General features: G+C 47.0%; 27 protein-coding genes. All 27 read left to right on the forward strand.

The features are described 5' to 3' along the window. Positions 1-114 precede the first annotated feature (114 nt). The 27 genes from OEV42_14630 to OEV42_14760 all read left to right on the forward strand — a co-directional run bounded on the left by OEV42_14630 (position 115) and on the right by OEV42_14760 (position 22297). On the forward strand, positions 115-810 hold the full coding sequence (locus tag OEV42_14630) for an HNH endonuclease (protein MDH3975510.1): 696 nt from the start codon (positions 115-117) through the stop codon (positions 808-810). Positions 811-823: 13 nt separating this feature from the next. Continuing rightward, positions 824-994: a hypothetical protein gene (locus OEV42_14635; GenBank protein MDH3975511.1), complete on the forward strand. Its 171-nt coding sequence runs from the start codon at positions 824-826 to the stop codon at positions 992-994. Between the two features lie 207 nt (positions 995-1201). Then, positions 1202-2491, forward strand: coding sequence for a HEPN domain-containing protein (locus OEV42_14640; GenBank protein MDH3975512.1), 1290 nt, complete (start codon positions 1202-1204; stop codon positions 2489-2491). 122 nt (positions 2492-2613) lie between these two features. Then, on the forward strand, positions 2614-3531 hold the full coding sequence (locus tag OEV42_14645; protein MDH3975513.1) for a hypothetical protein: 918 nt from the start codon (positions 2614-2616) through the stop codon (positions 3529-3531). A 445-nt stretch (positions 3532-3976) separates the two neighbouring features. Next, positions 3977-4192, forward strand: coding sequence for a TraR/DksA family transcriptional regulator (locus OEV42_14650; GenBank protein MDH3975514.1), 216 nt, complete (start codon positions 3977-3979; stop codon positions 4190-4192). Continuing rightward, positions 4189-4560 (forward strand): hypothetical protein, encoded by a 372-nt coding sequence (locus tag OEV42_14655; GenBank protein MDH3975515.1) that lies wholly within the window; start codon positions 4189-4191, stop codon positions 4558-4560. Before OEV42_14650 ends, OEV42_14655 begins: the two co-directional genes overlap by 4 nt. Next, positions 4550-4795 (forward strand): hypothetical protein, encoded by a 246-nt coding sequence (locus OEV42_14660; GenBank protein ID MDH3975516.1) that lies wholly within the window; start codon positions 4550-4552, stop codon positions 4793-4795. Before OEV42_14655 ends, OEV42_14660 begins: the two co-directional genes overlap by 11 nt. Beyond that, positions 4795-5301, forward strand: a complete 507-nt coding sequence (locus tag OEV42_14665; protein MDH3975517.1) for a DUF1804 family protein — start codon at positions 4795-4797, stop codon at positions 5299-5301. The genes OEV42_14660 and OEV42_14665 overlap by 1 nt, the downstream gene beginning before the upstream one ends. A 116-nt stretch (positions 5302-5417) precedes the next feature. Further along, positions 5418-5795: a hypothetical protein gene (locus OEV42_14670; GenBank protein ID MDH3975518.1), complete on the forward strand. Its 378-nt coding sequence runs from the start codon at positions 5418-5420 to the stop codon at positions 5793-5795. 128 nt (positions 5796-5923) lie between these two features. Then, entirely contained in the window at positions 5924-7450 is a 1527-nt protein-coding gene (locus OEV42_14675; protein MDH3975519.1) for a hypothetical protein, read from the forward strand. A 64-nt stretch (positions 7451-7514) separates the two neighbouring features. Next, entirely contained in the window at positions 7515-9068 is a 1554-nt protein-coding gene (locus OEV42_14680; GenBank protein ID MDH3975520.1) for a DUF935 domain-containing protein, read from the forward strand. 123 nt (positions 9069-9191) lie between these two features. Beyond that, on the forward strand, positions 9192-10088 hold the full coding sequence (locus OEV42_14685; protein MDH3975521.1) for a hypothetical protein: 897 nt from the start codon (positions 9192-9194) through the stop codon (positions 10086-10088). A gap of 55 nt (positions 10089-10143) precedes the next feature. After that, entirely contained in the window at positions 10144-10470 is a 327-nt protein-coding gene (locus tag OEV42_14690; protein ID MDH3975522.1) for a head decoration protein, read from the forward strand. Between the two features lie 32 nt (positions 10471-10502). Continuing rightward, positions 10503-11492 (forward strand): major capsid protein, encoded by a 990-nt coding sequence (locus OEV42_14695; GenBank protein MDH3975523.1) that lies wholly within the window; start codon positions 10503-10505, stop codon positions 11490-11492. Positions 11493-11558: 66 nt separating this feature from the next. Then, positions 11559-11969 (forward strand): hypothetical protein, encoded by a 411-nt coding sequence (locus OEV42_14700; GenBank protein ID MDH3975524.1) that lies wholly within the window; start codon positions 11559-11561, stop codon positions 11967-11969. Further along, positions 11959-13212 carry a phage minor head protein gene (locus tag OEV42_14705; protein MDH3975525.1) on the forward strand — a complete coding sequence of 418 codons (1254 nt, stop codon included), beginning with the start codon at positions 11959-11961 and terminating at the stop codon, positions 13210-13212. The genes OEV42_14700 and OEV42_14705 overlap by 11 nt, the downstream gene beginning before the upstream one ends. Positions 13213-13336: 124 nt before the next feature. Next, positions 13337-13756, forward strand: a complete 420-nt coding sequence (locus OEV42_14710) for a DUF1320 domain-containing protein (protein ID MDH3975526.1) — start codon at positions 13337-13339, stop codon at positions 13754-13756. A 134-nt stretch (positions 13757-13890) separates the two neighbouring features. Then, entirely contained in the window at positions 13891-14385 is a 495-nt protein-coding gene (locus OEV42_14715) for a phage virion morphogenesis protein (GenBank protein ID MDH3975527.1), read from the forward strand. Further along, positions 14382-14810, forward strand: coding sequence for a hypothetical protein (locus tag OEV42_14720; protein MDH3975528.1), 429 nt, complete (start codon positions 14382-14384; stop codon positions 14808-14810). Before OEV42_14715 ends, OEV42_14720 begins: the two co-directional genes overlap by 4 nt. Before the next feature lie 94 nt (positions 14811-14904). Further along, on the forward strand, positions 14905-15141 hold the full coding sequence (locus tag OEV42_14725) for a hypothetical protein (GenBank protein ID MDH3975529.1): 237 nt from the start codon (positions 14905-14907) through the stop codon (positions 15139-15141). 125 nt (positions 15142-15266) lie between these two features. After that, positions 15267-16955, forward strand: coding sequence for a DUF2586 domain-containing protein (locus OEV42_14730; protein ID MDH3975530.1), 1689 nt, complete (start codon positions 15267-15269; stop codon positions 16953-16955). A gap of 11 nt (positions 16956-16966) precedes the next feature. Then, entirely contained in the window at positions 16967-17395 is a 429-nt protein-coding gene (locus OEV42_14735; protein ID MDH3975531.1) for a hypothetical protein, read from the forward strand. A 25-nt stretch (positions 17396-17420) separates the two neighbouring features. Next, the gene (locus tag OEV42_14740; GenBank protein ID MDH3975532.1) at positions 17421-17732 is read left to right on the forward strand and encodes a hypothetical protein; all 312 of its coding nucleotides are present in this window, start codon (positions 17421-17423) and stop codon (positions 17730-17732) included. 187 nt (positions 17733-17919) lie between these two features. Next, positions 17920-20415, forward strand: a complete 2496-nt coding sequence (locus OEV42_14745; GenBank protein ID MDH3975533.1) for a phage tail tape measure protein — start codon at positions 17920-17922, stop codon at positions 20413-20415. Next, positions 20408-20929, forward strand: coding sequence for a hypothetical protein (locus tag OEV42_14750; GenBank protein ID MDH3975534.1), 522 nt, complete (start codon positions 20408-20410; stop codon positions 20927-20929). The genes OEV42_14745 and OEV42_14750 overlap by 8 nt, the downstream gene beginning before the upstream one ends. Beyond that, positions 20929-21702, forward strand: coding sequence for a hypothetical protein (locus tag OEV42_14755; GenBank protein MDH3975535.1), 774 nt, complete (start codon positions 20929-20931; stop codon positions 21700-21702). The genes OEV42_14750 and OEV42_14755 overlap by 1 nt, the downstream gene beginning before the upstream one ends. Then, on the forward strand, positions 21695-22297 hold the full coding sequence (locus OEV42_14760; GenBank protein MDH3975536.1) for a baseplate assembly protein: 603 nt from the start codon (positions 21695-21697) through the stop codon (positions 22295-22297). The genes OEV42_14755 and OEV42_14760 overlap by 8 nt, the downstream gene beginning before the upstream one ends. The last annotated feature ends 2 nt before the right edge of the window (positions 22298-22299 follow it).

The following is a 22299-nucleotide window of genomic DNA, read 5'->3' on the forward strand; positions in this document are numbered from 1 at the left end:
TTTATACTGAATTCTATATATTTTGTAAGTTATTAATTTTTAAAGAGAAAACTTTTTTGTTGACATAAGGAGTATAGGATGTCCCCTTTATGATCCTTATAATGTGTTAACTGTATGAAGCTTCATTCTCAACTTCTAAGTATTGTCATTGCACTTCTTTTTTTATCTCCCAACGTTAATGCACATCCTGGCCGAACTGATTCTAATGGTGGTCATACTTGCAGAACTAATTGTGGAAAGTGGGAATTATCAAAAGGTGCGTATCACTATCATGGCGCTAAGAAGATAACCCCAAAGAAAAACTATTCAACAAAGAAGCAGCCTGCTTCTTTAACATCTACAAGATACAATCGTAAAAGCTGGCCTCACTGGACAGATGAAGATAACGATTGCCAGAATACAAGGGCAGAAATATTGCTCCGTGATAACATAGGAACTATCAAATTCAAGCGGAATAAACCTTGTAATGTTACTTGGGGGGAATGGGTGTGTCCATACACGGGCAAAGTCCTCTATAAGGCATCAGACGTTGATATAGACCATATTGTACCATTAAGTCATGCACATAAAACAGGCGGTTCTAACTGGTCAAGAGAAAAGAAAAGAGCCTTTTCAAATGATCCTGAAAACCTCTTGGCTGTAGATGATGCAATAAACCAGGCGAAGGGAAATAAAGGCCCGGTTAAGTGGAAACCTCCACGAAAAGAATATTGGAGAACCTATGCAAAAAAGTGGCTTCATATAAAAAAGAAGTATGACCTTTCTATTAGCAAGCTGGAAATGTCTCAATTACAGAAGATGGTGCAATAAAAAAGGGAAATGTATGGCAAAGAAACTAGATGACAAAGAAACCGTATCACTTGAAGAACTTCTTATATCAAATATTTTCCAGCAAGAGGCTATAGTCAATCTCCTTCATGAAAAAGGTATATTAAAAAAAGAGGAAATTATCGAGGAAATCAAAAGGTTAAAGGAGCGACAAGAAAAGAAATGACTTCTTCCTGAAAGCGTTAAATATTCATTCCTGTAACTTTGAGACTTTGTAGGTGACATCCTCAACCGTGAAGTTCTTCCTGAAATAAACAAAAAAAGATTTGAGAAATGTAGTATATATTAATCAGAACTAATTGCCAAAATAGTATCAATTTGCAACACTTATTTAAGCCTATTAAACTCAAGAAAAATTCATATAATTATAAAAATGACTCTAAAACTACATAAAGATTGTAAAAAAAGATTGAAACAAAAGCTTGAGCAACAATTAGTTACTATTGATGTAACAAATAATCAATTCATTGATAGAAAATCAACAAATGGGTTTATTACAGCTGAGGAAGCTTTACCAAAACATGGCCATGTTAAAGATCAACTTGAGTCTTTTATTGGAGAGTGGCCCTTCTATGACTTTTTATATGGATTTCTTTCAAAAGAACTTCGAGATCAACAAGCATATGATTCATCAGTAACTGTAGGCAAGCTTACTGAATTAGAATCATATTCTGATATTCAAGCAACATCGGAAAGATTGGTCGAGCTATTTGACTCATTGCCATGGGATTACAAATTTACCATAGAGTTTAATTCATGTTTATCCCCAATATTTACTAAGGGTATAAATCAATACAAATTGTCTGACACGTTGAGCTTAGTTAAAGCGGATGATCAGTTTATTGCTGAACACCCACTCAAATCAGGCGTAGAAGGAATAGGCAGTGGTCTTATATCAGCAATGCTTTATCCTACTTCCCGAACCGAGTGGAATAAAGACTCAGTATATCTACAATTTTCAACAAATGGTTTCGTAGGTAAATATATATCAACACAAACAAATGAAAACATATTATCTAAATTCAAGGCATTCTGCGGTCTATCTATTGCTCTACGTCTCTTAATAGTTGAACGTTCATATTATCCTGCTCCACCCAAGATGAATTTTTATATTCATAGAAATATTAACAAGAAATGGGTGGTTGATGAAACCATAGAGGTTGATGAAGTAATATCTGAAACCATAAACGATCTAGCATTTAATAGTTGTAATGGCTCACTTGATAATGATACTAAAAAAATGGCATGGATGGTAAGTCGACTTGCAAAACTAAAAAAAGTATTTGAAAATGAGGAGCAATCTGAAAAAATCATACTTGCAGGGCAGTGGTTTTTTGATAGTTACACAGGTAAGAATGAACTACTTTCATTTGTGCAAACTATGATTGCTCTTGAGATAATACTTGGCGAAAACAAAGCCTCAGATGGAACGGGATTGGGTGATTTATTGCGTAATAGATGTGCTTATCTAATTGGGGAAACTCATTCACAGCGAGAAGATATTTTAGAAGACTTTAAAAAAATTTACGATATAAGATCAAAAATTGTTCATCGGGGGAAAAGCAAATTAACGTCACATGAACGAGTTCTATTTAGCAAACTACAATGGATTTGTAGACGTGTGATCCTAAAAGAAACTGAGTTAATAACAGAAAATGCATGACCTTTATGGTAATTTAGTCGTAATTCAAACTGACACTTCCACCATATAATCGTCAAATCATGCCATTCTAAAAGTTGTTTGTTAGCATAATCGTCACACCTAATGGAGAAAAAGTTGACCATATGGAAATAACAGAAATAGAAAAGATACTGACGATAACAGGAAGTTTTGGACTTGGTGCTGTGATAGGAGGAACCATCATATTCTTTTTTCTAAAATCATTTTTACCTTCTTATCTTTCTGAAAAAGGAAAAAATCTAGCTACAAAAGAAGATGTTGAAACAATTACTGATAAAGTGGAGTCTGTTAAGGCTGACTACGCAAAAGTAATCGAGGAGGTACGTAGCAACAATCAATTAAAGCTGTCAGAAATTGAAAGAGAAAAAAATATAAAAAAAGAAGTTTTTCTTGAAGCAATAGTAGCTATAAATAGAAGTCATACTCTTGTAGCCAGATTAATAGACATTAATATCAATACAAAAGAACTATTTTCGACTGATGAAGAAGATGGAGGTTCAATTGCCAAAATACAAATTGTTGGTTCTGAAAAAACTGTCAAGGCAACAACAAAATTGATGGACTCGATTGCTACTGCTAAGTTGGCATTAATGCTTGATAGGACTAAACTAGTAGAACGTGCTAAAACAATAGAGTTACTTGAAAAATACCGCACAAATACTTCGGATGAAATTGACAACTATATATCAATGTTGAAAAATATGAATCTTGAAGGAATTAAAGATAAACGACGTTGGGATATTATTAATAATAATATTGAATTCGAGAAAGAAGAGAGAGATAAGTTTGATAAAGATATCAATGAATATTCGATGACACAACAAAAAGAACACTTAGAATTTACAAAGAAGTCTTTGGGCTATTATTTTGAAATTTCATCATTAATACCTGATGCTGTACTTTCAGCTCGCGATGAGTTGAATTTAAAAATATCTACCAAAGCTTACCTTGATATACACCAAGATAGCATTGCAAAGGGTAAGCGAGTTTTTGATGACTTTATAGATAATATTTCTAGTTAGCAAGAATCTCATTGTAAACGGTTTCGGTCATAACATTCCATACCAATGCACTTGTTGCATTTATTCTTGAACCTAAATAACTACAGATTTCATCTAAAAATCCTTAAATCTTATTCTCCATAAAATTGTTTAGTAGTAGGTGCAACAAACACCCACAAAACTTCATTAAGTTGACATCACAACCGGCTTTATAATATCCTTTTCACCATCAGCTATTCATATTTTAATCCCTGAAGGGGCAGTCATTCATTGACTGCCCCTTTTCTTTTTGAAGTACTTCAAAAGACTTTACTCCCCTCATTCCCATAGAATCAATCACGTAACCACCTCTTTTTGTTTGCGGGTATCCCGCACCGGCTGGCTTACCAGCCGGGAATTTTTTTAAGTCAGATTGCCGCGGTCGGATCGACCTCGCAATGTCAATTTAACAGGGGGAAAAGTAATTATGGCGGATGATGCGGATATGGCACAAGTTAGTACGGAACAGCTTTTAGATGCAAAAATTGCGTCCTGCCGGTCTAGCGCGCAAAGTGGGTCGGGCAGCGTGGAGTGTGTCGACTGTGATGAACCCATCCCTGCCGCCCGAAAAGAAGCGGTGCCGGGATGTGTGAGGTGTATTGATTGCCAGGATGAATTTGAGGAGGAGGGGGGAATCTTATGACGGCCCAGGAACTGACGGCACTCGTTAACCTTCTGGCCCTCTTTAAAAGCTATCCCATGATTCTGGCCATGATCATCTTTTTTGTTCTCCCCTGGGTTGTTGTTTTCTTCTCCTCCCGGAATGGCCTGAAGATGGCTGCAATCCATGATCAGCGCTCAATTGAGATGGTGGCCTCTATAAAGGAAAGCTTCACCAAGGTGGAAAGGGCCAATAAGGAGCGTTTTGAAGAAGTACTTTCCATGTATGAAAAAAATGTCGAGCTCGTCAAGGATTATGAAAAGGTGGCCGGTGATCTGGTTAGCGTTATTCAGCTTAATACCCAGGTATCGACAAAGCTGGCTGAAAGGATTAAGAAAAATGGGACTTGAAAGGGCGGCCATGCTGGGCCGGTTAACAGAGTTGAAGCAAGAGCGGGAAGCGCTTCTTTTACGTATCGAGGGGAATTGTACTGCTGTCAGGCAGGGGCTCAATACGGCGCTAACACCTGTAGATGATCTGGATGTCCCTGTTGTCGGCTCTCAAATGAAGGAACTGGAAGAGGCATTCATGAAGAAGATCAACGTTGATAGCCAGATAAAGCGTCTGGAAAAAGAGCTTGCCTGATGGGTAGTAAAGGCGACAGGCAGGCAAAGGAAGGGCTGGCAAAGGACCTCTATGCCGAGGGGCTTAACCTGGAAGAGATATCGGGACGCCTCGATATTTCCGTTACCTCTCTTTCCAAATGGAAGAAAGAGAGTAAATCACCGGATATGGACCTTGACGACTGGGACCTGGCCAGGCAAACGCACCGGGACTTTGTAGACGGACTAAGGAAGCTCTTCAGGGAGCAAATGGAGTATGTCCAGAAACTTCCGGCAAAGGAGCGGACGCCCTCTGATTTCGACGCCCTTTCAAAGGCGGCATCCATTGTCAGGAAGTATGAAGAGATCAGGAAGGCGGAAAAAGCGGAAAACGAGAGCGGCATTGAGATCGACAGGCCTGCGCTCTTTTTGGAAAACCTGGACTGGCTGGCAAGGACACTTAAAGACCTCGATCCGGAAGGTTTAAAGGTACTGGCAAGAAACTTTGACTGCCTCATTGTGCAGTTTAAAGCTGAGTTTAGCTCTTGAAAAGAGCTTCTACGAAACTTATGCCCTTTGGGTATAAAGCGGAGTTTAGCAGCAACTAAAAAACCATAAGGAGGTAAAAGGAAGATGATTAAAAAAACATTTAGGAGGTACAGGGTATGAAGTTCAGAAAATGGGAAGGAGGCGTTTTTTTGCTGGTAGCGCTGCTTGTCTGTCTGTCCTGGCAGCCTGTCGCGGCCAGGGAGATACAAACAGATCGGGAGGCGGCGGTCAGCTTTTCCGTTGATGACAGCGGCCCCCTTGTCTTTGCCTATACCGGGCCTGTCCTGGCATCGGCCTGCGACAAGGGTGAAGAGGCGAATTGTTCCTCATGTCATGGCGCTGGAATTGTCGAGAGTGGAGAAAGAAGGCTCCTGGTCGGCAGCAGCGGTGATGATCCGGGCGGCTGGCTAGCAAAGGAATATCCCCTTTTTTATAAAGACATTGTTGAATCAGGTGAACCGGCAGGCTCTAAGATGAGAGCTTCGCCTGTTTAATTTGATAAGCAGGTAATTTAAAAGCCCTCTTCCCGAGGGGAGAGGGCTTTTTTTAAAAAACATCTTTACTGTCTTTCCGGAAAGGACCGGGGAGAGATTAAAACTGTTTTTAACAAGCGAAAGAGGCCATGAGAAAAAGACCTAAAATTACAGAGAATAAGTTCGATAAATTTGCATCGGACCTGAAGGAGTGGATCGCCGATTCGGTAAGCCCTTTTGAAAATGATTCCCCTGAAAAGCAGGAAGCCAGGAAAGCGCGGGCCGGTGAGGACCTGCTCTTTTTTTGCAAGACCTACCTGCCTCATTACTTCCCTTCTGCATTTGGTGAGTTTCATGAGGAGTGGGAAGAGGTTACTGAACTGGAAGATGAGGTTTTTCTTCTTGGCGCTCCCAGGGAACATGCAAAATCCACCTTTTTTAGTTTCGCCGTTCCTCTCTGGCATATCTGTTACCAGCGGAAACGCTTTCAACTTCTTATTAGCGATACCAGCGATCAGGCAAAGGGCTTTACTCTACCTGTCCGAATGGAGATTGAAGACAACCCCAGAATAAAAAATGACTTTGGAAATATGCGGGGATCCCGTTGGCAAGAGGGTGATTTTTTCGCCAACCATACACGGCTGCTGGCAAGGGGGCATGGGGATAAGGTAAGGGGGCTTAAATATAAACAATATCGGCCCGATTACGCCTGCGTTGATGACTTTGAAAATGACGAAAACGTAGAGAACCCCAAACAGGTGATAAAGGGGCTAAAGTGGCTTAGAAGGTCAGTTATTGGCTCTATGGGACTAAAATATCTGTTTGTTATGGTGGGAAATCTCTTTCACCCTAAGGCTATTCTTTCTCAGCTTATTGCCGAAAAAGATGAGGACGGTAGTCCTCTCTATCTCTCCAAGGTTTACCAGGCATGGATCGATTACGGCAAAGCTGATCAGCGTCCCTTGTGGCCTGCCAACTGGTCTCCTGAAAGGCTGGAGAAGAAAAAACGGACCATGGGAACCAGGGACTTTAATGCCGAGATGATGAACCTCGTCGGTGATGAGGACTCTCCCTTTCCGGAAAGCTGGTTTAAGTATTTTGAGCGTTCCCATCTTGCCGGTAAGACGCTTCAGGTCGCATCTTTTGATGATCCTTCTGCCAAAAACGGGGAAGCCAATGACTATAAGGCAATTGTAACTGTTGGTCTTGATCGTACCGAAATGAAATTTTACTGCCTCCATGCCTGGATACGCCGGACCAGTCCGTCCGGAATGTTTGAGGCTGCTTACAGGTTAGTTGATGAATATGGCGGGGTGATCGGTATCGAGGAAAACATGCTTCATGATTTTCTTCATGATGCCATTATCAACTATGCCAAAGAAGTGGGCCGTTTTCTTCCCTGGATGCCGGTTATTCACAGCACAAATAAGGAAGCCAGAATTATCGGCACGCTCAGTTATCTGGTGGAGCATGGCAGGCTCTTGTTTGAGCGTGGCCACTCCGATCAAGACCTTCTTATTGAACAGCTCATTTATCTGCTTAATAAAAATATTAACGATGATGGCCCGGACGCCCTGGAAGGAGCCGTCAAGCTTTTACAGGGTAAGGCGGCTCCACAAAAAGTACACACGTCGGGACCGAGAGAAACGGAAGCTATGACAGCGGGGTATTGTTGATGTTTACAAATGTAGGGGCAGACCTGCGTGTCTGCCCTGATAACCACAAAGAGCAGGCAACTGAATGAAGCAAGGCATATACATCAATCCACATGATTTTGTTGAACTGGGTGAGCTTTCTAATAAGAGGGAGCTTTCCTGTGAAATCGCTTCAAGAAGCAAGGCCTGGGACTGGACGGACCTGACGGGCCTTCTTCCCGATCCTGATCCCATCCTTCAGAAAATGGGCCAGGGCGTGGAAGTGCTGGAGTCGCTCACCTCTGACGGCCATCTTTGCGGTGTTATACAGCAAAGAAAGCTTGGCAGCCTTAAGAAAGAATACCGGTGGGAGCCGGGAACGGTTGGTGATGACGAGCCGACAGAGCAGGCCAAAAAGCTCTGTGAGGCATTACGGGAAGATATGAAAGGGATAGACGTTTATAACCTTCTGTCGGCCATGCTCGATACGCCCTATTACGGCATGTCTCCATTTGAGCTGATCTGGGAGCCTGACAGCAGCCGCATAAAGCTGAAGGATGTGAGAGCGCTTCCCTGCCGCTGGTTCGGATTCGATGCAGAGAACGAAATCCGTTTTAAATCTCTGGACCAGCCTGAAGAGGGAGAGGAAATCCCTTACGGCAAGGCGGTTATTGCCCGCCACTTTCCCACTTATGACAACCCTTATGGGCTCCGGCTCCTGTCCCGCTGTTTTTGGCCGGTGGCTTTCAAAAAGGGCGGCATCAAGTTCTGGCTCATGATGACGGAAAAATACGGCATGCCCTTTCTCCTCGGCAAGTACCGGCAGGGAGCAACGGAGGCCGAGCAGCAGGAAATGCTTGACCGGCTCAACGCCATGGTCAAGTCGGCAGTGGCCGTCATTATGGAGGGCGGGTCCATAGAGATGCTCGATGCAAAAGGGAAAGGGGCTTCAGCTGACCTTTATAAAGGTCTCAAGGACGCAATGGATTATGAAATGTCCAAAGTCATCGTCGGGCAAACATTAACTTCACAGACCGGCGAAGACGGCGGCGGATCATACGCCCTGGGAAAGGAGCATGGCGATGTGCTCAATGATTTCAGGATCGGTGACCAGAAGCTTGTCAAGAACAGCATGAACCGGATTGCAGAGATCTATGCCGCAGTCAATGCACCCGGTGTCGAGCCGCCCGAGTTCTTCTGGTTTGAAGAGGAAGACCCTAAAAAGGAATTTGCCGAGCGGGATAAGACTGTTTCTGAAACTGGCGTCAAGTTCACTAAGGAGTATTACGTGCGCCGGTACGGATACAAGGAGGATGAGTTTGAGATTTCAACCACCCCTCAGTCCCCTCCTGATCCAGGAGGGGAAGATAAGAGTGAGTTTGCCGAGCATAAGGGGGGTAAACGGTTTAGCCCTCAGCAGCAGGCCATCGAGGAGCTGGTTGAAAAAGTAACGAAGCTTGCTGCCGGTGCGCTGGAAGGAAATGAAAAACTGCTGATGGATATCGTCCTGAAGGCGGAGAGCTACGAAGAGGCCTTTGCTGCATTGCTGGAGGCTTACCCTCAACTGAAAACTGACGAGCTGGAGGAAGTGGTTTTTCAGTCGGGGTTGAATGCTCATCTTTTTGGCCGGTATACGGTGCAGGAGGAAGGGAAGGAGTGAGGCCGGAATTTAGCCTCTAATGGGTTTTGTTGTGTTTGTGGGGTAATGCCCCGGAAAATAAAAAAAGCCGGATTTATCGGGATTTTAAAAACGGTTTAAACAGGGTTGTATAAGGAGGTTGAATTGAAAAAAGGACTTAATGGCTGGATAGAGGTATTCAGGGCGGGAAAGCATACCGATAGCAAGGGTCGGGTGAGGAATTTTACAGAGACTGACCTCGATCTCATTGCAGGTAAATATGATCCGGCAGGACATGAGGCTCCTGTTGTGATCGGTCACCCCAAATCGAATGGCCCGGCCTATGCCTGGTTGGAGGGATTAAAACGGGCCGGTAACGTGCTGCTGGCCAAATTTAAGGACGTTAATAAAGACTTTAATGAAATGGTCGAGAGCGGGGCTTTTAAAAAGCGATCGATTTCCCTCTACCCGGATTTAACAGTTCGACATGTTGGATTCCTGGGAGCCCAGCCGCCGGCCATTAAAGGTCTTAAGGATATCAGCTTTAACGAAGGTGAGGAGTTTAACGAATATAACTATGAGGAAAAGGAGGAAACAGATATGCCGACAGTAGAGGAATTGCAGGCGCAACTGGATGAGGAAAGAAAGAAACGGGAAGCGGCGGAAAAGAACGCCAATAATTTCAAGGAAAAGGCGGACGGTCTGGAGCTGTCTTTCTCAGAGCAGGAGGAAAAGCGCCGCAAGAAAGATATCTCTGATTTTGTCGAGCAGGGTATCAAGGACGGCAAGATTCTTCCCGCCTGGAAAAAGCAGGGACTCGTTGAATTTTTGGAGGCTCTTGAGGGGACTGAAGGAGAATATGAATTCTCTGAAGGTAAAGACAAGCAGACACCTGCTGCCTGGTTCAAGGGTTTTATCTCTTCATTTTCCGAACATCCGCTTTTTAAGCAGATGGCCAGGCCGGAGGAAGATGACAAAACGGGTGAAGCTGCCGAGTTTGCCGAGTGTGAAAAGGTGGGTGAAGAAATGGCGGCTATGGTTAATCCGCCGTCAGGGGATTAAAACGTAAAACGGGCAACCACAGGGGGATTGCCCCAACAAAAAAATGGAGGATTAAATGACGACCGAATATACAAAGGACAATAAGGCTTATATAGCTGGGAATTATACTCCACTCACTAAAACTATCGGAGCAGGAGCCAATGAAATTAAGGGAACTATTATGGGCAGGCAAACGGTGGATGGCAAACTCTATGCCTATAACTCAGCCAATATTGACGGTACGGAAAATCCCGTTTGTATCCTGGGAGAGGATGCTGCTGCCGCTGCCGCTGATGTTAAAGCTGAAAACTGGTTTGCCGGTGTTTATGTAGAAGCAAACATGACCGGTCTCGATGCGGCGGGGAAACTTGCCCTGGAAGCCAGGGGAATCTATTTCGTTTAATTCTTAACTTATTAATTTTGGAGGTTTAAAAAATGGCAGATACAGTTTTTAATTATCGTACGCTTACAGCGGGGATTAATAAGATGAGGACCGTTAAAACACCGGTGCTCGATAAGGTTTTTGGTCGAAAGAAAAGACAGCTCTCGTCAATGTTTAAGTGGGACATTAAGTCGAATGCCGAAAGAATCCTAAAAAATATCAAGGTCAGTGCTCCTGCCCAGGTGCAGGACAAAACAGGGCGCAAGACCGTTACTTGTGAAGCGCCCAGGTATGCGCCTAAACGCTTCATAGCAACGGGAGATCTGGACGCAATGCGTGCCTATGGTTCTGAAGCCCCTGAACTTATGAAAGAGCGTGTTGCCGAGGAACAGTCTGACATGAAGGAAGATGTCGATCGCACCCGTGAATTCCAGGCTGTTGAGGCAATAAAGGGAACGGTAGTGGATGAAGAAGGTAATGTCATTGTGAGTTATAACTTTAGTGCTGAACAAATGCCTGTGTTGGCAGGAATTGAGCTCTGGACTGATCCGGCTAGTAATCCGGTAAAAAAAATAAGGGGTTGGAAAAAGTGGATTTCACACAGGGTCACTGTCGATAAGTTTATTGCCTTTTGTGGAAGTGGTGCTATGGATGCCCTTATTGATAATCCGAAGGCCCTGGAACTACTCAAATATAATGCAGGGAAGCAGATAGCTGAAGAAGGCCGTATTGCATCCCTCGCGGCAGTTGATATTGAAGAATATTTCGGGACTTATAAGAATGCTGCTGAAGACATAATAGAGATGATTCCTGATGACGCCTTTATTCTTATTGGTCTAAGTGCTAAAGCTGCCGCCGAACTCTTTGCACCTATTGCTGATTCTAAAGCGGCGGGAGGCATTGGAAATGGCAAGCCAGGGCAGGTTTTTGCATCAAAGGCCTGGGATGAGGAAGATCCTGATGGTAAGTGGATCAAAGCGGAAAGTCGTCCACTGCCGGTACTATTTATGCCTGAGTGCGTCGTCTACGCCAGGGTAATTTAACAAAAACCTCTTTTGTCCCCCTTTAGTAAAGGGGGATTGAGGGGGATTTAAAGGAGGTAATAATTTATGTCTGAAGAAAAAATCTATTACGGCAAGGTCAAGACCGGCATGATCGACCTGGGACCGAAGGAGGAAGACAAATATCTCCCTGGTTCTATGGTGCCGCTCAGTAAAAAGGACTATGACCGGCTGCTTAAGAAGGGAGTCATTTCTCCCGGTAAAGCGCCTGAAGAGAAATCCGATGCAGGAGATATGACGGGAAAGGCAAAGGCCCTTCTCGATGCTTCCACTGTTGAGGGTGGCCCTGAACTTTCTCCGGAAATCAGAGCTTCCCTGGAAGCGGTTGTGGCCGGTGAGGTGATAGGTTCGGGTAAGCCTAAAGTGGAAACACTGGAGGCGATCCTGAAGCGGGAGATGGACGCTAAAGAACGTGATGCTATCTGGAAAGACGTGGAGAAGCTTTTAAGTGAAGGTTAAACCTGAACCGTTGACGAATAAAGAGGCCGTCGCTTTCTGGGGAGATAAGATCCTTCTCTCCCCAGGCGACTATGCCTCACTTACGGATGAGGCGAAACTCCATGCCTTTTCCGTTTCCGGTATTGCCAGAGGTTCGGAGTTGACAACGGTCTATGAATCGCTGCAAAAGGCCCTGAATGACGGCATTACTTATGACCAGTTCAAAAAGTCTGCAGCCGAAGTTTTTGAGAAAAGAGGCTGGACGGGAAAGCGTGCATGGAGGGTAGATAATATCTTTCGAACCAACGTCCAGCAGGCCTACAGCATAGGCCGTTATAAGCAGATGAAGGCTGTTACCGATTTGCGGCCTTACTGGATGTATGACGCTGTTAACGACAGTGGAACGAGGCCGACACATAGGGCATTAAACGGCAAGGTCTATCCGGCTGATCATCCCTTCTGGGATACCTGGTATCCGTTAAACGGATTCAGGTGCCGTTGCGGTGCGACAACATTGTCTGAAAGACAGCTTAAAAAGAAAGGTCTCAAGGTAGAGACAAAAGATTTAACGGGAATGCTCATCGAACCTGAATTGCCGAATGGGACAAAACTTCCGGCCAGGCTTTTAATGCCTGATCCCGGTTTTTCCTACCATCCGGGAAAGCAGGTTTATGGCGGGCTCGTTGAAAATGAAAAGCCGGGTGTTTGGAGATCTCTTCCCGGCATAAAAAAACCTGCCCATTACAGGCGACGGGATTTAAAGAACGTCCGCCCGGCAGATATCGATGATATTAGTGCAACGCAACTCCTTAAGAAGGGGGAAGGTGATGCTTTTTACAAGAGTGAATTTATCAAGCGCTACGGTGAAGAGAAGGTCTTAACGGATGCTAACCGTGATCCGGTTATTTTATCGCTCAGATCATTCCTGGTTGATAAAACGCCGGGAGCAAAAGAGGTATGGAAGTTCGGCAAATCGGGACACGGGGAAAGCATACCCCTGCTGGCTGAAATGATCGAAAAGCCCTATGAAATATGGCTGACGCCCCAGGTGAATGAAGACGGCAGGATCAGGTTGAGCAAGCGCTATGTTTCGCTATGGAAAAGCCCTGACAAGAAGAAAGTGGGCGGCTTGATGGTCTTTGAAGTGGATGGCGGCGTATTCAGGGGCGTAACGGCCTTTATCCCTTTAAAGAAAGGTGAGCCTGATTTGAAATATGCGGAAAGGGTAAGGGAAGGTTTATTGCTGTGGGGTAAAGGGCGTTGACCGGCCTGACGCACAAACCGGCAGCTTGCAGCTGTTCAGGCCGGGGTGGTCCCCCTACACTGCAAGTTCCCTCAATAAAACAAGTATAACCTCCCTTTAATGAGAGGTCAAGAGGAGTAAATCAATGCTTTACTGTGACGCAGGCGACATGACGGACCACGTGCTGCAAGCCTATATTGACAAGGCGAATGAATTGAATGCGGGCGCTGACAACAGGGCCATTAGTTCCGTCTCCGGAGAGATCGATGACGCCTTACGGCCCTGGTATGAATTGCCGCTTTCAACAGTCCCTGAAACACTGAAAGTGCTTTGCGCGGTTCTTTCCGCCTGGCGGGTGATAGCGCCAATCGCTTCCCTCATGAATGAGCAGGAATTTAAACACATAAAGGAAGCGGAACGGGTGCAGAGGGAAAAGCTAAAAAGCATCGCCAAAGGCCTCGATGTGGGCCTTACGAAAACAGGGGCAGTCAGTACCGATAAATCATCATTTCAAACGATTTCTCCGGAGAGGACCTTTGATGATGATTTGCTGGATAAATATTAGCGCCTTAGAAATAAAATTCTACATCTTTTAGCAGAATTTTATTTCGTGAAGGCGCTTATACCCGAAGGGTATTACAGAAGGGCAACCCCCCCTGGTTGCCCATAAATTGCGACAGACAGGATGGAGATTTTAAAATGGCCGGATCATCGATGAAAATGGATTTGAGCGAATTTAATAAAATGACGGGATCTGTCTTTAAAGGCCTGAAGGAAACGCATAAACTCACCGCTGCCATAGGTGAGATGGGCGTTTCTTCCATCCGCCGGCGCTTTAAAGATGAGGAAGGCCCTGACGGTGAGGCCTGGGAAAAATCGGGCAGAGCGGAAGATGAAGGGGGCCAGACGCTTACCAAAACGGCAAAGCTGAAGAATTCCCATACGTATGAGGCGACGGCAACAGAGGTGGCCATAGGAACAAATGACGAACGTGCGGCCATTCATCATTTCGGCGGGGAGATTACACCCAAGAAAGGAAAATTCCTGGTCTTTCCGGGAAGGGACGGAAAGCCGGTCTTTGTTGAAAAGGTAGTTATGCCTGCAAGGCCCGCTGTAGGTTTTAGCGATGATGATCTGGAGGAGATAAAAGACATGACGGCTAATTATCAGAAAAAGATCTTTGGTGGTAAATGAGAGCGCTTGCCAAATCGATAGTTGAAACGGCTGCGAGTGCGGCAGGTATGCCGGTAGCAAATGTCATGGAAAAGCCTGATAAAGCCAGCGCCCTTCATCCTCTGCCCAGGCTTGAATTTGAAACGCCGGATCAGGACGTTAAGCGTAATAAACGGCTCTTTTGCAAACTTCCCGCGGCTGATCCCGATTATGTCGTTCACCGCTATATTACCCATGACATTACCGTCAAGGCGCGGGTCGAGATTATCGGAGATAGCGCTGATTACGTGGAAAGCTTTTTTGTGGCATTTATGCAGGCCCTGCCGGGCAAGACCGTTGATGCCGGGAATAACCTGGTAACGGTCAGGCCCGAGCGCGCCGCTACGGGCGGTTATGAATACAGGGCAATTGACGCCTTTCCGAAAGGCGCATACCGGTTTGGATAACAGTTAAAGGGGGGCTTTATGAAGATGTAGAAGTCCCTTATGTAAAGAGTATTAACCTGGTTGACGGTATTAACTATAAATAAGGAGGAAAACTATGGCAAAGGGAAAAGATGAGAAGGGAAAGTCGGTGCAGAAGCCCGTTAAAAAGCCGGTTAAAGAGCCTTTGAAGGCCGTTGAAGATCTGGCGGCGGAAAAGAGTTTGCAAAGATGGGAACTTGCTGCCCTTCGGCATGCAACTGGCTGGCTGGAAGGAAAGCAGGTAAAAGCATCGGAGTTTGATGATGCCCTTGAAAGGTTTAGGTGCCGCCGTCAGGGATCGGGAAAGTTATAAAAACCTCCCCCTTTGAAAAAGGGGGATTGAGGGGGATTTTCTGAGTATATGCCAAATCCCCCCTGGCCCCCTTTACTAAAGTGGGGGATTAAGAATTGTAAATAAAGGATTTAAGGAGGTAAGAAATGGGAGACGTTTTTGAATATTTGGTTGACGGCACTTCCGGACTTGCGCCGGGAGGCGTCGAGGGAGCCGCCATCGTTTGCGGTGTTTGCTCACTGGGAGATGTGGGCAAGGGATATCTGCTCGGTAAATCATCGGACCTTGAGGGTATCCTCGGGGTTGGCCCGCTTGTTGACAGGGTAATGGATGTTTTTGCCGCAGGCGGTCAGAATCCCGTTGTTATTGCCGTTCCCGTAGCGGGTCAGGATGGCGGTTATATTACCGCCCTGGAGCATACCGGCACAGGTCCTGAAGCTTCGCTTTCCGGTGTGCCTGCCGGTAATGCCGATGTTGTTGTCGAGATTGTCCTTGGCGGAGCCCTGGGTGTAGCTACCTACAAGCTCAGTGAAGACGGCGGGCAGAATTTCAGTGCTGATACAGCGACGCCTGCCGATGGCCAGATTGCCGTTGGAGCGACGGGCGTAACGATTACCCTGGGCGGCGGTTCGGACCAGGTAGCGGCTGATCAATTCACCTTTAATGTGCGGACGGCCATCGGTCCTGTTACAAAGACAGGCACCGGGCCGGATGTTACAGCGGCAGGAACGGTGAAGGCGGCGGCGAGCGTTCTCTTGCAGATCGTCAAGGGCGGCGCAAGGAATGTGGGAACATATAAACTCAGTGAAGACGGAGGAGACAGCTACGGCGCTGAAAAGACGATCCCTGTTGACGGGCTTGTTTTAATCGGCAGTACGGGCGTCACTATTACCGTTCCCGACGCCGTCGATATGGTTGCCGGTGATACTTATGACTTTACGCTCAATGCGCCTGTGCCTTCCATTACAGATGTGATGACGGCCCTTGAGACGCCGCTTAGCCTCTATGACGTGGAATTTATCTATGTGGTCGGGCCGTCTGATTCTGTCGACTGGGCGGCCATGGGCGTTAAGGCTGATGAACTCTGGAACCTTCACAGACCGACCTTCTTTATCTGTGAAAGCCGGTTGCCCTGGGACGGTGAAACCATCGACGAATGGACGGCGGCAATGGTGGCTGAAAAAGCAAGCTACTCTCATCGCTTTGTCAGTGTTTGCGCCGCTTATGGAGAAGTGACGGACAGGACCGGCAAAAGGATTACAAGGAACTGGGCCGGTCTTCTGGCCGGGAGATTGCTCTCTATCCCTGTTATGCGGGCCATTGGCAGGGTAAGGGATGCCGGAATTTCCCAGGGGGCTTTACCGGATAGCTTTAGTTCGGCACATCAGCAGACGCTGGAGGGGGCCGGGTATGTAACGGCCAAGCATTATGCCGGGCTAAGTTCGGTCTACTGGGGTGATGCAAAGACGCTGGCTGATGTGACTTCCGATTATCAATATATCGAAGTCTTAAGGACCGTATTCAAGGGAGTCAGGAAGGCCCGAATTGCAGCGCTGGGTTCCATGTATGACGAGGCCGGTGATCCCCTGTCCGAGGGCGGTGCAAGCGGGCTCAACTTCCTGAAGGCAAAAATAGAGAATGGCCTGAATACGATGGTTGCCGCCGTGCCGCAGGAGATGGCGGCTCATGTCGTCATCATTCCTGACGGACAGGATATTGTCAATAACGGGGTGGCTGTGGAGATGGATTTTATCGGTATCCCCATTATCAGGAACATCAAGCTCTTTGCCAGCTATAAATATGCCGGATCGGGTTTTGATCCGAGATTGAAATAAGGAGGTTTTAAATGAGTATTAACGGAAATTTATACGACTGGGAATCGGTGGAGATCGTTCTTCCATCCGGTGTGGCCATCGGTGTCGAGGAAATCAGCTATACCGATGAGCAAGGCATCGAGGGGAGATATGGAAAAGGCTCTACAGCACGAGGCTATGGCAGAAAAAACTATAAGGCATCAGGGAGCATGACGCTCGATAAAGACGAAGCGGCCAGGCTTCGCTTGTTGCTGGGAGGTTCCGTTTATAAGGCCGTTCCTTTCCCTATTATTGTCAGCTATAGCAATGATGATCAGCCGACCATGGCGGATGTTTTGCCCGATGTAAAGATAACCAAGTCCGATACGGGGGCAAAGCAGGATGAAGCCAATGTGGGGAAAGAAAAGTTTGATTTCGAGATCCTATCCCCTATCAAGTGGAACGGTATAGACGCCGTTTAATAACTTTTAACTGAGAGGTTCGATTATGAAAAAGGATGGACGGCAGGAAGGGACTGAAGTGCAATATAAGGAATTTAAGTCGGAGTTTACGGATTTTAGCGATGAGGAAGTTACTTTTTCCTTCCGTTTCCGTAAGCCCAGACCGGCAGAACTGGACCGGTCTAATAAGGAGTCACAAAAGAACCCTGCAAGGGCCTTTAAAAATCTCTGTCTTACGCTTATCGATCCTGAGCAAAAGGATAATTTTAATGAGGCCGTTAAAGAGTATCCCGGTTTGTCCATGAGTTTTGCCAACGAGATTTATGAGCGCATGGGTTTCGGCAGCCTGGGAAAGTAATTGCCCGCCATAAGGAGGAACTGTCTGAAATCGGGCAGTACTCCTCCCTCATCAGTTGCTGGCTCAAGGAATCGCCTGATGATGATATGGACGGGTTTACGGAACAGGCGGCAAAGGCACTGTGGTTGGAAGAGCGTTTTTTTAAAAGCCTGGCAAAGATAATGTCAGGGTTAATTGGTGGAGTGTGATGAATGGTGTAGCGTTTAAAGTTGCGTCGATTATGTCACTGGTCGACAAGATCAGCGGTCCCTTAAGATTTATCAAGGGGCGCATGGGTGACGTTGAAAATAAGACGCGCTCTGTAACGGCGTCGCTTGCCAATTTTACCCTGAAAATGGCGAAGGCGGCGGCTGTTGGCGGTGCTTTTCTTGCCGTGCTGGGCGGTGTGGCGCTGACAACCATCCCCACGGGCCGGGCGCTGGGTGAACTGGCCTCTGTCGGTATTACCGATATGCAGGCCCTGGAGTCCGCCGCCTCCGATTTCTCCAATCAATTTGCCGGTACGTCAAAGGTTGATTTTCTCTCTGCCTCTTATGACATCAAGAGCGGGATCGCGTCGCTCTCTGACGAAGGGGTGGCCGGGTTTACCAAGCTTGCGGCAATGACGGGCAAGGCGACAAAGTCAACGGTCAACGAGATGACCAGTCTCTTTGCTACCGGTTACGGGATCTATAAGGAGCAATACGCCAGGCTGAATGACTTCCAGTTCGGGGAACTCTTCAGCGCCGGGATTGCCGCCAGTGTCCAGCAATTTAAAACGACGGGCTCAGGGATGTCGCAGGCCATATCAACATTAGGAGCGACGGCAACGAAGGCCACCGTGCCGCTACAGGAACAACTGGCGGTTATGGGAATGCTTCAGGCCACTATGACCGGCTCTGAAGCGGGCACCAAGTACAAGGCCTTTATTATGTCGACGGCCAAAGCCGGTGATCAGTTGGGGCTGAACTTCCTCGATGCAAACAAGCAGGTTAAATCCCTGCCTGCCGTTCTCGATGTTTTAAAATCGAAATTCGGCGAGACGCTGGACGCCGCTGAAAAAGTCGATATCCAGAAGGCCTTCGGCAGGGAAGAAGCGGTGGCCGTCATCGATCTGCTCTACAGCAAGACGGGTGCGCTGAGAGACAACATCAACTCCCTTGGCGGAGCGCTGCAAAAGGGAAAAGGCTTTACCCTGGCCATGGCGCAAACCATGAATAAGGACCTTGGCGCTACTATCGACACGGGACGCCAGAGAGTTCGTAACCTGGTCGAGATGATCGGCAGTATGTTTGCACCGACGCTTAATAAAATCATAGGCGTAATCAGCGGTGTTCTCATGTTGATTATGGGATGGATAGGCAGAAATAAGGAATTGGTAAAAACAGTCCTTTCCGTCGCCGCCGGAATCGCTGCCGCCGTCGTCGGTGTGACGGCCCTTTCAGCAGCCGGAGCGGGTTTGGGTTTTGTTATGACCTGGCTGGCGGGAACTGTGGCAATGATCAGCTGGCCCCTCTGGGCCGTTATGGGCGCTGCGACTCTTCTTTATATTGCCTGGCGCCGTAACTTTGGCGGCATGGCCGACAGCATTGCCGGTTTCTACAAAAAGGCCTCACTTGTGGTCAGGGGCGTTATCGCGCTCTTTAGAACCTTAGTCAATGGCCACGGCACTATCAGCGGACAGCTGGCTGAAGATATCCAGGCTGCGGGCCTGGTGGGACTGGTAACGACGGTGGGCCGTGTTGTTTACCGGGTGCAGCAGTTCCTCGGTGGATTATGGGAGAGTTTTGTCTTTACAGCGTCGGGGATCGACCATATTTTCATGCCTGTTGTTGATTCTCTTATATCGGCCCTTGATCCTTTCTACGCTATTTTAACAAGCCTGACGGGTGGGCTCATTGGGGCGTCGGCAGCAACAAAGAGCAGCAGCTGGCGCACATTCGGAGAGGTACTCGGTATGGTTGCCGGATCAGGGCTGAGACTGATTGCCTGGGGAATACGGATCATGCTCTACCCGCTCCAGGGACTCCTCTGGCTGGTCGGTTCCGGAGCGCGGTTGTTTGTCGGACTGGGCGAGGCGCTGGGAACGGTGACAGCCATAATATGGGGAACTGTGGAACCTGCTTTTAACGTTTTGTGGACCATAGCAAAAGGCCTTCTCGGCGCTGTCGGGAAAATTGCGACGGCCCTGCCTGACGCCTTTATGAAAGTAAAGGAAGCCGTTAGCGGGATCAACCTTTATGAGTCGGGAGCCAGGTTAATGAGTACCTTTTCCGAAGGGATTAAGGCAAAACTGTCGGGGCCTGTGGACGCCGTGAAAGGGGTTTTGGCAAAGGTCAGGAATTACCTGCCTTTTTCCGATGCTAAAGTCGGCCCCCTTTCTCAGCTTACGGCCTCGGGTATGGCCGTCATGGATACGCTTGCTGCCGGTATGGTGAAAAATCAGAATACCATCAGGAATGCCGCCGCTGCCGGTATGGCCGGGATTGCGCTTTCCGTGGCTGTGCCTGATCTTGCCCCGGCATCGGATATTCCCGGTGCCGGTTCTGATAGGTCACCTGATGTCAGTAAAGAAGTTGTCCGGGAGAAGGATGGCGGCAAAAAGATCATTATTGAAAATATGCATATTAGCCTGCCCTCTGTCAGTGACGGGGAAGGGTTTGTGAGAGATTTAAAGAAACTTGTGGAGGGATTTGATGCCTGAAATAAGCTTTGATGATGGGATAGTAAAGCTTTCCGGCATTGAATTGCCGGGTATTTTGAAACGGCTTTCTATCCGGGGAAGAGTACAGTTTGACATGGCCGAGGCAGATGGAGCAAGCGGCAAGATAAAGAAGTTTATGGGCTGGGATGACAGTGACATTTCCCTGACTATCGAGCTGCTTACCGATGAGGAGTCGGACTGTTATGACAAGCTGCTACAGATAAATGGGCTCTTTAAATTAACTGATAATAACACGGCGAATCCTGTTCTTTATACGGTAACTAACCGACACTGTCTGGCACGTGAAATTAATACGGTTTATTTTGCGGGACTCAATTCCGATGAAAGCGACAGTGATGATGTGATTGTCTGTATGCTGAACTTTATTGAAGATGATCCGCCTGTTGTTCCTTTGGAAAAGCAGGTGATTGCTGCACCGGATTCAACACCGGTTGTCTCTCCCTCGGGAGATATTAAGGCTTCTGAAACTGTACTGGAATTAGATGTGGATTAATGAAGATCTTAATCAACATAGGTGACTATAGCTTTCACCGCTGCCCGAGACTCAAAATAAGCGGGAAGCGAGGGGAGCCTTTGAATAATGCAGAGATTACATTACCTGATCCTGCCGGTGAACTGTATCAAAGTATGAAGGAAGATGACGTTGCCTACCTTGAATATGGTTATCGAAGTGAGGCGGCGGGAAGCTGGACAGGTACGGTGAAAGATATAAAACAGGTTAGCAGGGGGCAGATCTGTGTAAAGGCAATCGGTCCGGAGAGGGTATTGAGTGAAACAATAATTAACCAGGCCTGGAAAGATGACAGTCCTGAAGCAATCGTAAAATATGCCATTAATCGAACAGGCCTTGACTTGGGAACGATTGAAAAGCCCGGTCCTGTCTTTCCTCATTTTGTGGCCTCGTCTATTCCCGTGTGGCAAGTAGCCAGTCAATGCAAAGAGACCTGTGAAAAAGGGTTCGGTAAAGACCTCACTAAATGGGCGCTTTGGTTGGGCGTTGATGGTGTCAACTGGGGGGATTTTGATGAGCCGGGAAGCGAACCGGTTTTTAAAACTGGAGCGAATATTATTGAGCATTTGCCGGGGCTCTATATGAATGAGCTGAACTTTCTGGAGACTTTCCTGCTGCCGGGATTTTCTCACTCCATGGTTTTTTCACTTAAGGATACCAGGCGCGGCATTGACGGCAGCTTCAGGGCTGAGACGGTGGAGCATATCATCCTGCCGGATAAGGCACGCACATTTATAGGATACGGGAATGAGTAAAGAGGAACTTAAAAGACTGTTAAAGCGCGTGGTGGAACTGGCTATGCCCGATCTAAGGAGTTATTACCGGGTAGTGAAAAAGGCCCGTGTCGAGAAAACCTATGCCAGTGATGGACAGTACTATGCCGATGTTCAGCCGCTTAGAAATGATAATTCCGTCGATGAAAAAGAGCCCGTTATAAAGATGGTGGAAATACCGGTCATATGGGGAGGCCCTGACAGGGGCGTCATTTGTCCACCTGCCGCAGGGGTTTATTGTGACCTGGAATATTACGACGGGGACCCCAACTACCCGAGAATCTCAAATTTCAGGTGGCTTAATCAGGGAGCCCCGGCCTGCGGTATTGGAGAATTTATTATCCAGCAGGGAGCAGGGGTATTTGTCAAGATCGATGCAGCTGCAAATGTGACTGTTAAAACGACGGGGGATATAACGCTGGACAGGGGCGCGCAAAAGATTGTCCTCGATGATTCCGGAATCAGTATCGATGGAGGGAGCGGGCTCCTGGACGGCGTAATAACAGGCAAATGTTTGTGTAAACTTGACGGCTTGCCTATTTCAGATAAGTCGGCAGACGTGAAAGCGAGTAAATAACG

This window comes from Deltaproteobacteria bacterium (assembly GCA_029860075.1).
Taxonomy (GTDB): Bacteria; Desulfobacterota; JADFVX01; order JADFVX01; family JADFVX01; genus JAOUBX01.

Bases quoted from the DNA above. Each gene is read 5' to 3' on its own strand.
- OEV42_14630 (MDH3975510.1), top strand. From the start codon at position 115: ATGAAGCTTCATTCTCAACTTCTAAGTATTGTCATTGCACTTCTTTTT.
- OEV42_14635 (MDH3975511.1), top strand. From the start codon at position 824: ATGGCAAAGAAACTAGATGACAAAGAAACCGTATCACTTGAAGAACTT.
- OEV42_14640 (MDH3975512.1), top strand. From the start codon at position 1,202: ATGACTCTAAAACTACATAAAGATTGTAAAAAAAGATTGAAACAAAAG.
- OEV42_14645 (MDH3975513.1), top strand. From the start codon at position 2,614: ATGGAAATAACAGAAATAGAAAAGATACTGACGATAACAGGAAGTTTT.
- OEV42_14650 (MDH3975514.1), top strand. From the start codon at position 3,977: ATGGCGGATGATGCGGATATGGCACAAGTTAGTACGGAACAGCTTTTA.
- OEV42_14655 (MDH3975515.1), top strand. From the start codon at position 4,189: ATGACGGCCCAGGAACTGACGGCACTCGTTAACCTTCTGGCCCTCTTT.
- OEV42_14660 (MDH3975516.1), top strand. From the start codon at position 4,550: ATGGGACTTGAAAGGGCGGCCATGCTGGGCCGGTTAACAGAGTTGAAG.
- OEV42_14665 (MDH3975517.1), top strand. From the start codon at position 4,795: ATGGGTAGTAAAGGCGACAGGCAGGCAAAGGAAGGGCTGGCAAAGGAC.
- OEV42_14670 (MDH3975518.1), top strand. From the start codon at position 5,418: ATGAAGTTCAGAAAATGGGAAGGAGGCGTTTTTTTGCTGGTAGCGCTG.
- OEV42_14675 (MDH3975519.1), top strand. From the start codon at position 5,924: ATGAGAAAAAGACCTAAAATTACAGAGAATAAGTTCGATAAATTTGCA.
- OEV42_14680 (MDH3975520.1), top strand. From the start codon at position 7,515: ATGAAGCAAGGCATATACATCAATCCACATGATTTTGTTGAACTGGGT.
- OEV42_14690 (MDH3975522.1), top strand. From the start codon at position 10,144: ATGACGACCGAATATACAAAGGACAATAAGGCTTATATAGCTGGGAAT.
- OEV42_14695 (MDH3975523.1), top strand. From the start codon at position 10,503: ATGGCAGATACAGTTTTTAATTATCGTACGCTTACAGCGGGGATTAAT.
- OEV42_14700 (MDH3975524.1), top strand. From the start codon at position 11,559: ATGTCTGAAGAAAAAATCTATTACGGCAAGGTCAAGACCGGCATGATC.
- OEV42_14710 (MDH3975526.1), top strand. From the start codon at position 13,337: ATGCTTTACTGTGACGCAGGCGACATGACGGACCACGTGCTGCAAGCC.
- OEV42_14715 (MDH3975527.1), top strand. From the start codon at position 13,891: ATGGCCGGATCATCGATGAAAATGGATTTGAGCGAATTTAATAAAATG.
- OEV42_14720 (MDH3975528.1), top strand. From the start codon at position 14,382: ATGAGAGCGCTTGCCAAATCGATAGTTGAAACGGCTGCGAGTGCGGCA.
- OEV42_14725 (MDH3975529.1), top strand. From the start codon at position 14,905: ATGGCAAAGGGAAAAGATGAGAAGGGAAAGTCGGTGCAGAAGCCCGTT.
- OEV42_14730 (MDH3975530.1), top strand. From the start codon at position 15,267: ATGGGAGACGTTTTTGAATATTTGGTTGACGGCACTTCCGGACTTGCG.
- OEV42_14735 (MDH3975531.1), top strand. From the start codon at position 16,967: ATGAGTATTAACGGAAATTTATACGACTGGGAATCGGTGGAGATCGTT.
- OEV42_14740 (MDH3975532.1), top strand. From the start codon at position 17,421: ATGAAAAAGGATGGACGGCAGGAAGGGACTGAAGTGCAATATAAGGAA.
- OEV42_14745 (MDH3975533.1), top strand. From the start codon at position 17,920: ATGAATGGTGTAGCGTTTAAAGTTGCGTCGATTATGTCACTGGTCGAC.
- OEV42_14750 (MDH3975534.1), top strand. From the start codon at position 20,408: ATGCCTGAAATAAGCTTTGATGATGGGATAGTAAAGCTTTCCGGCATT.
- OEV42_14755 (MDH3975535.1), top strand. From the start codon at position 20,929: ATGAAGATCTTAATCAACATAGGTGACTATAGCTTTCACCGCTGCCCG.
- OEV42_14760 (MDH3975536.1), top strand. From the start codon at position 21,695: ATGAGTAAAGAGGAACTTAAAAGACTGTTAAAGCGCGTGGTGGAACTG.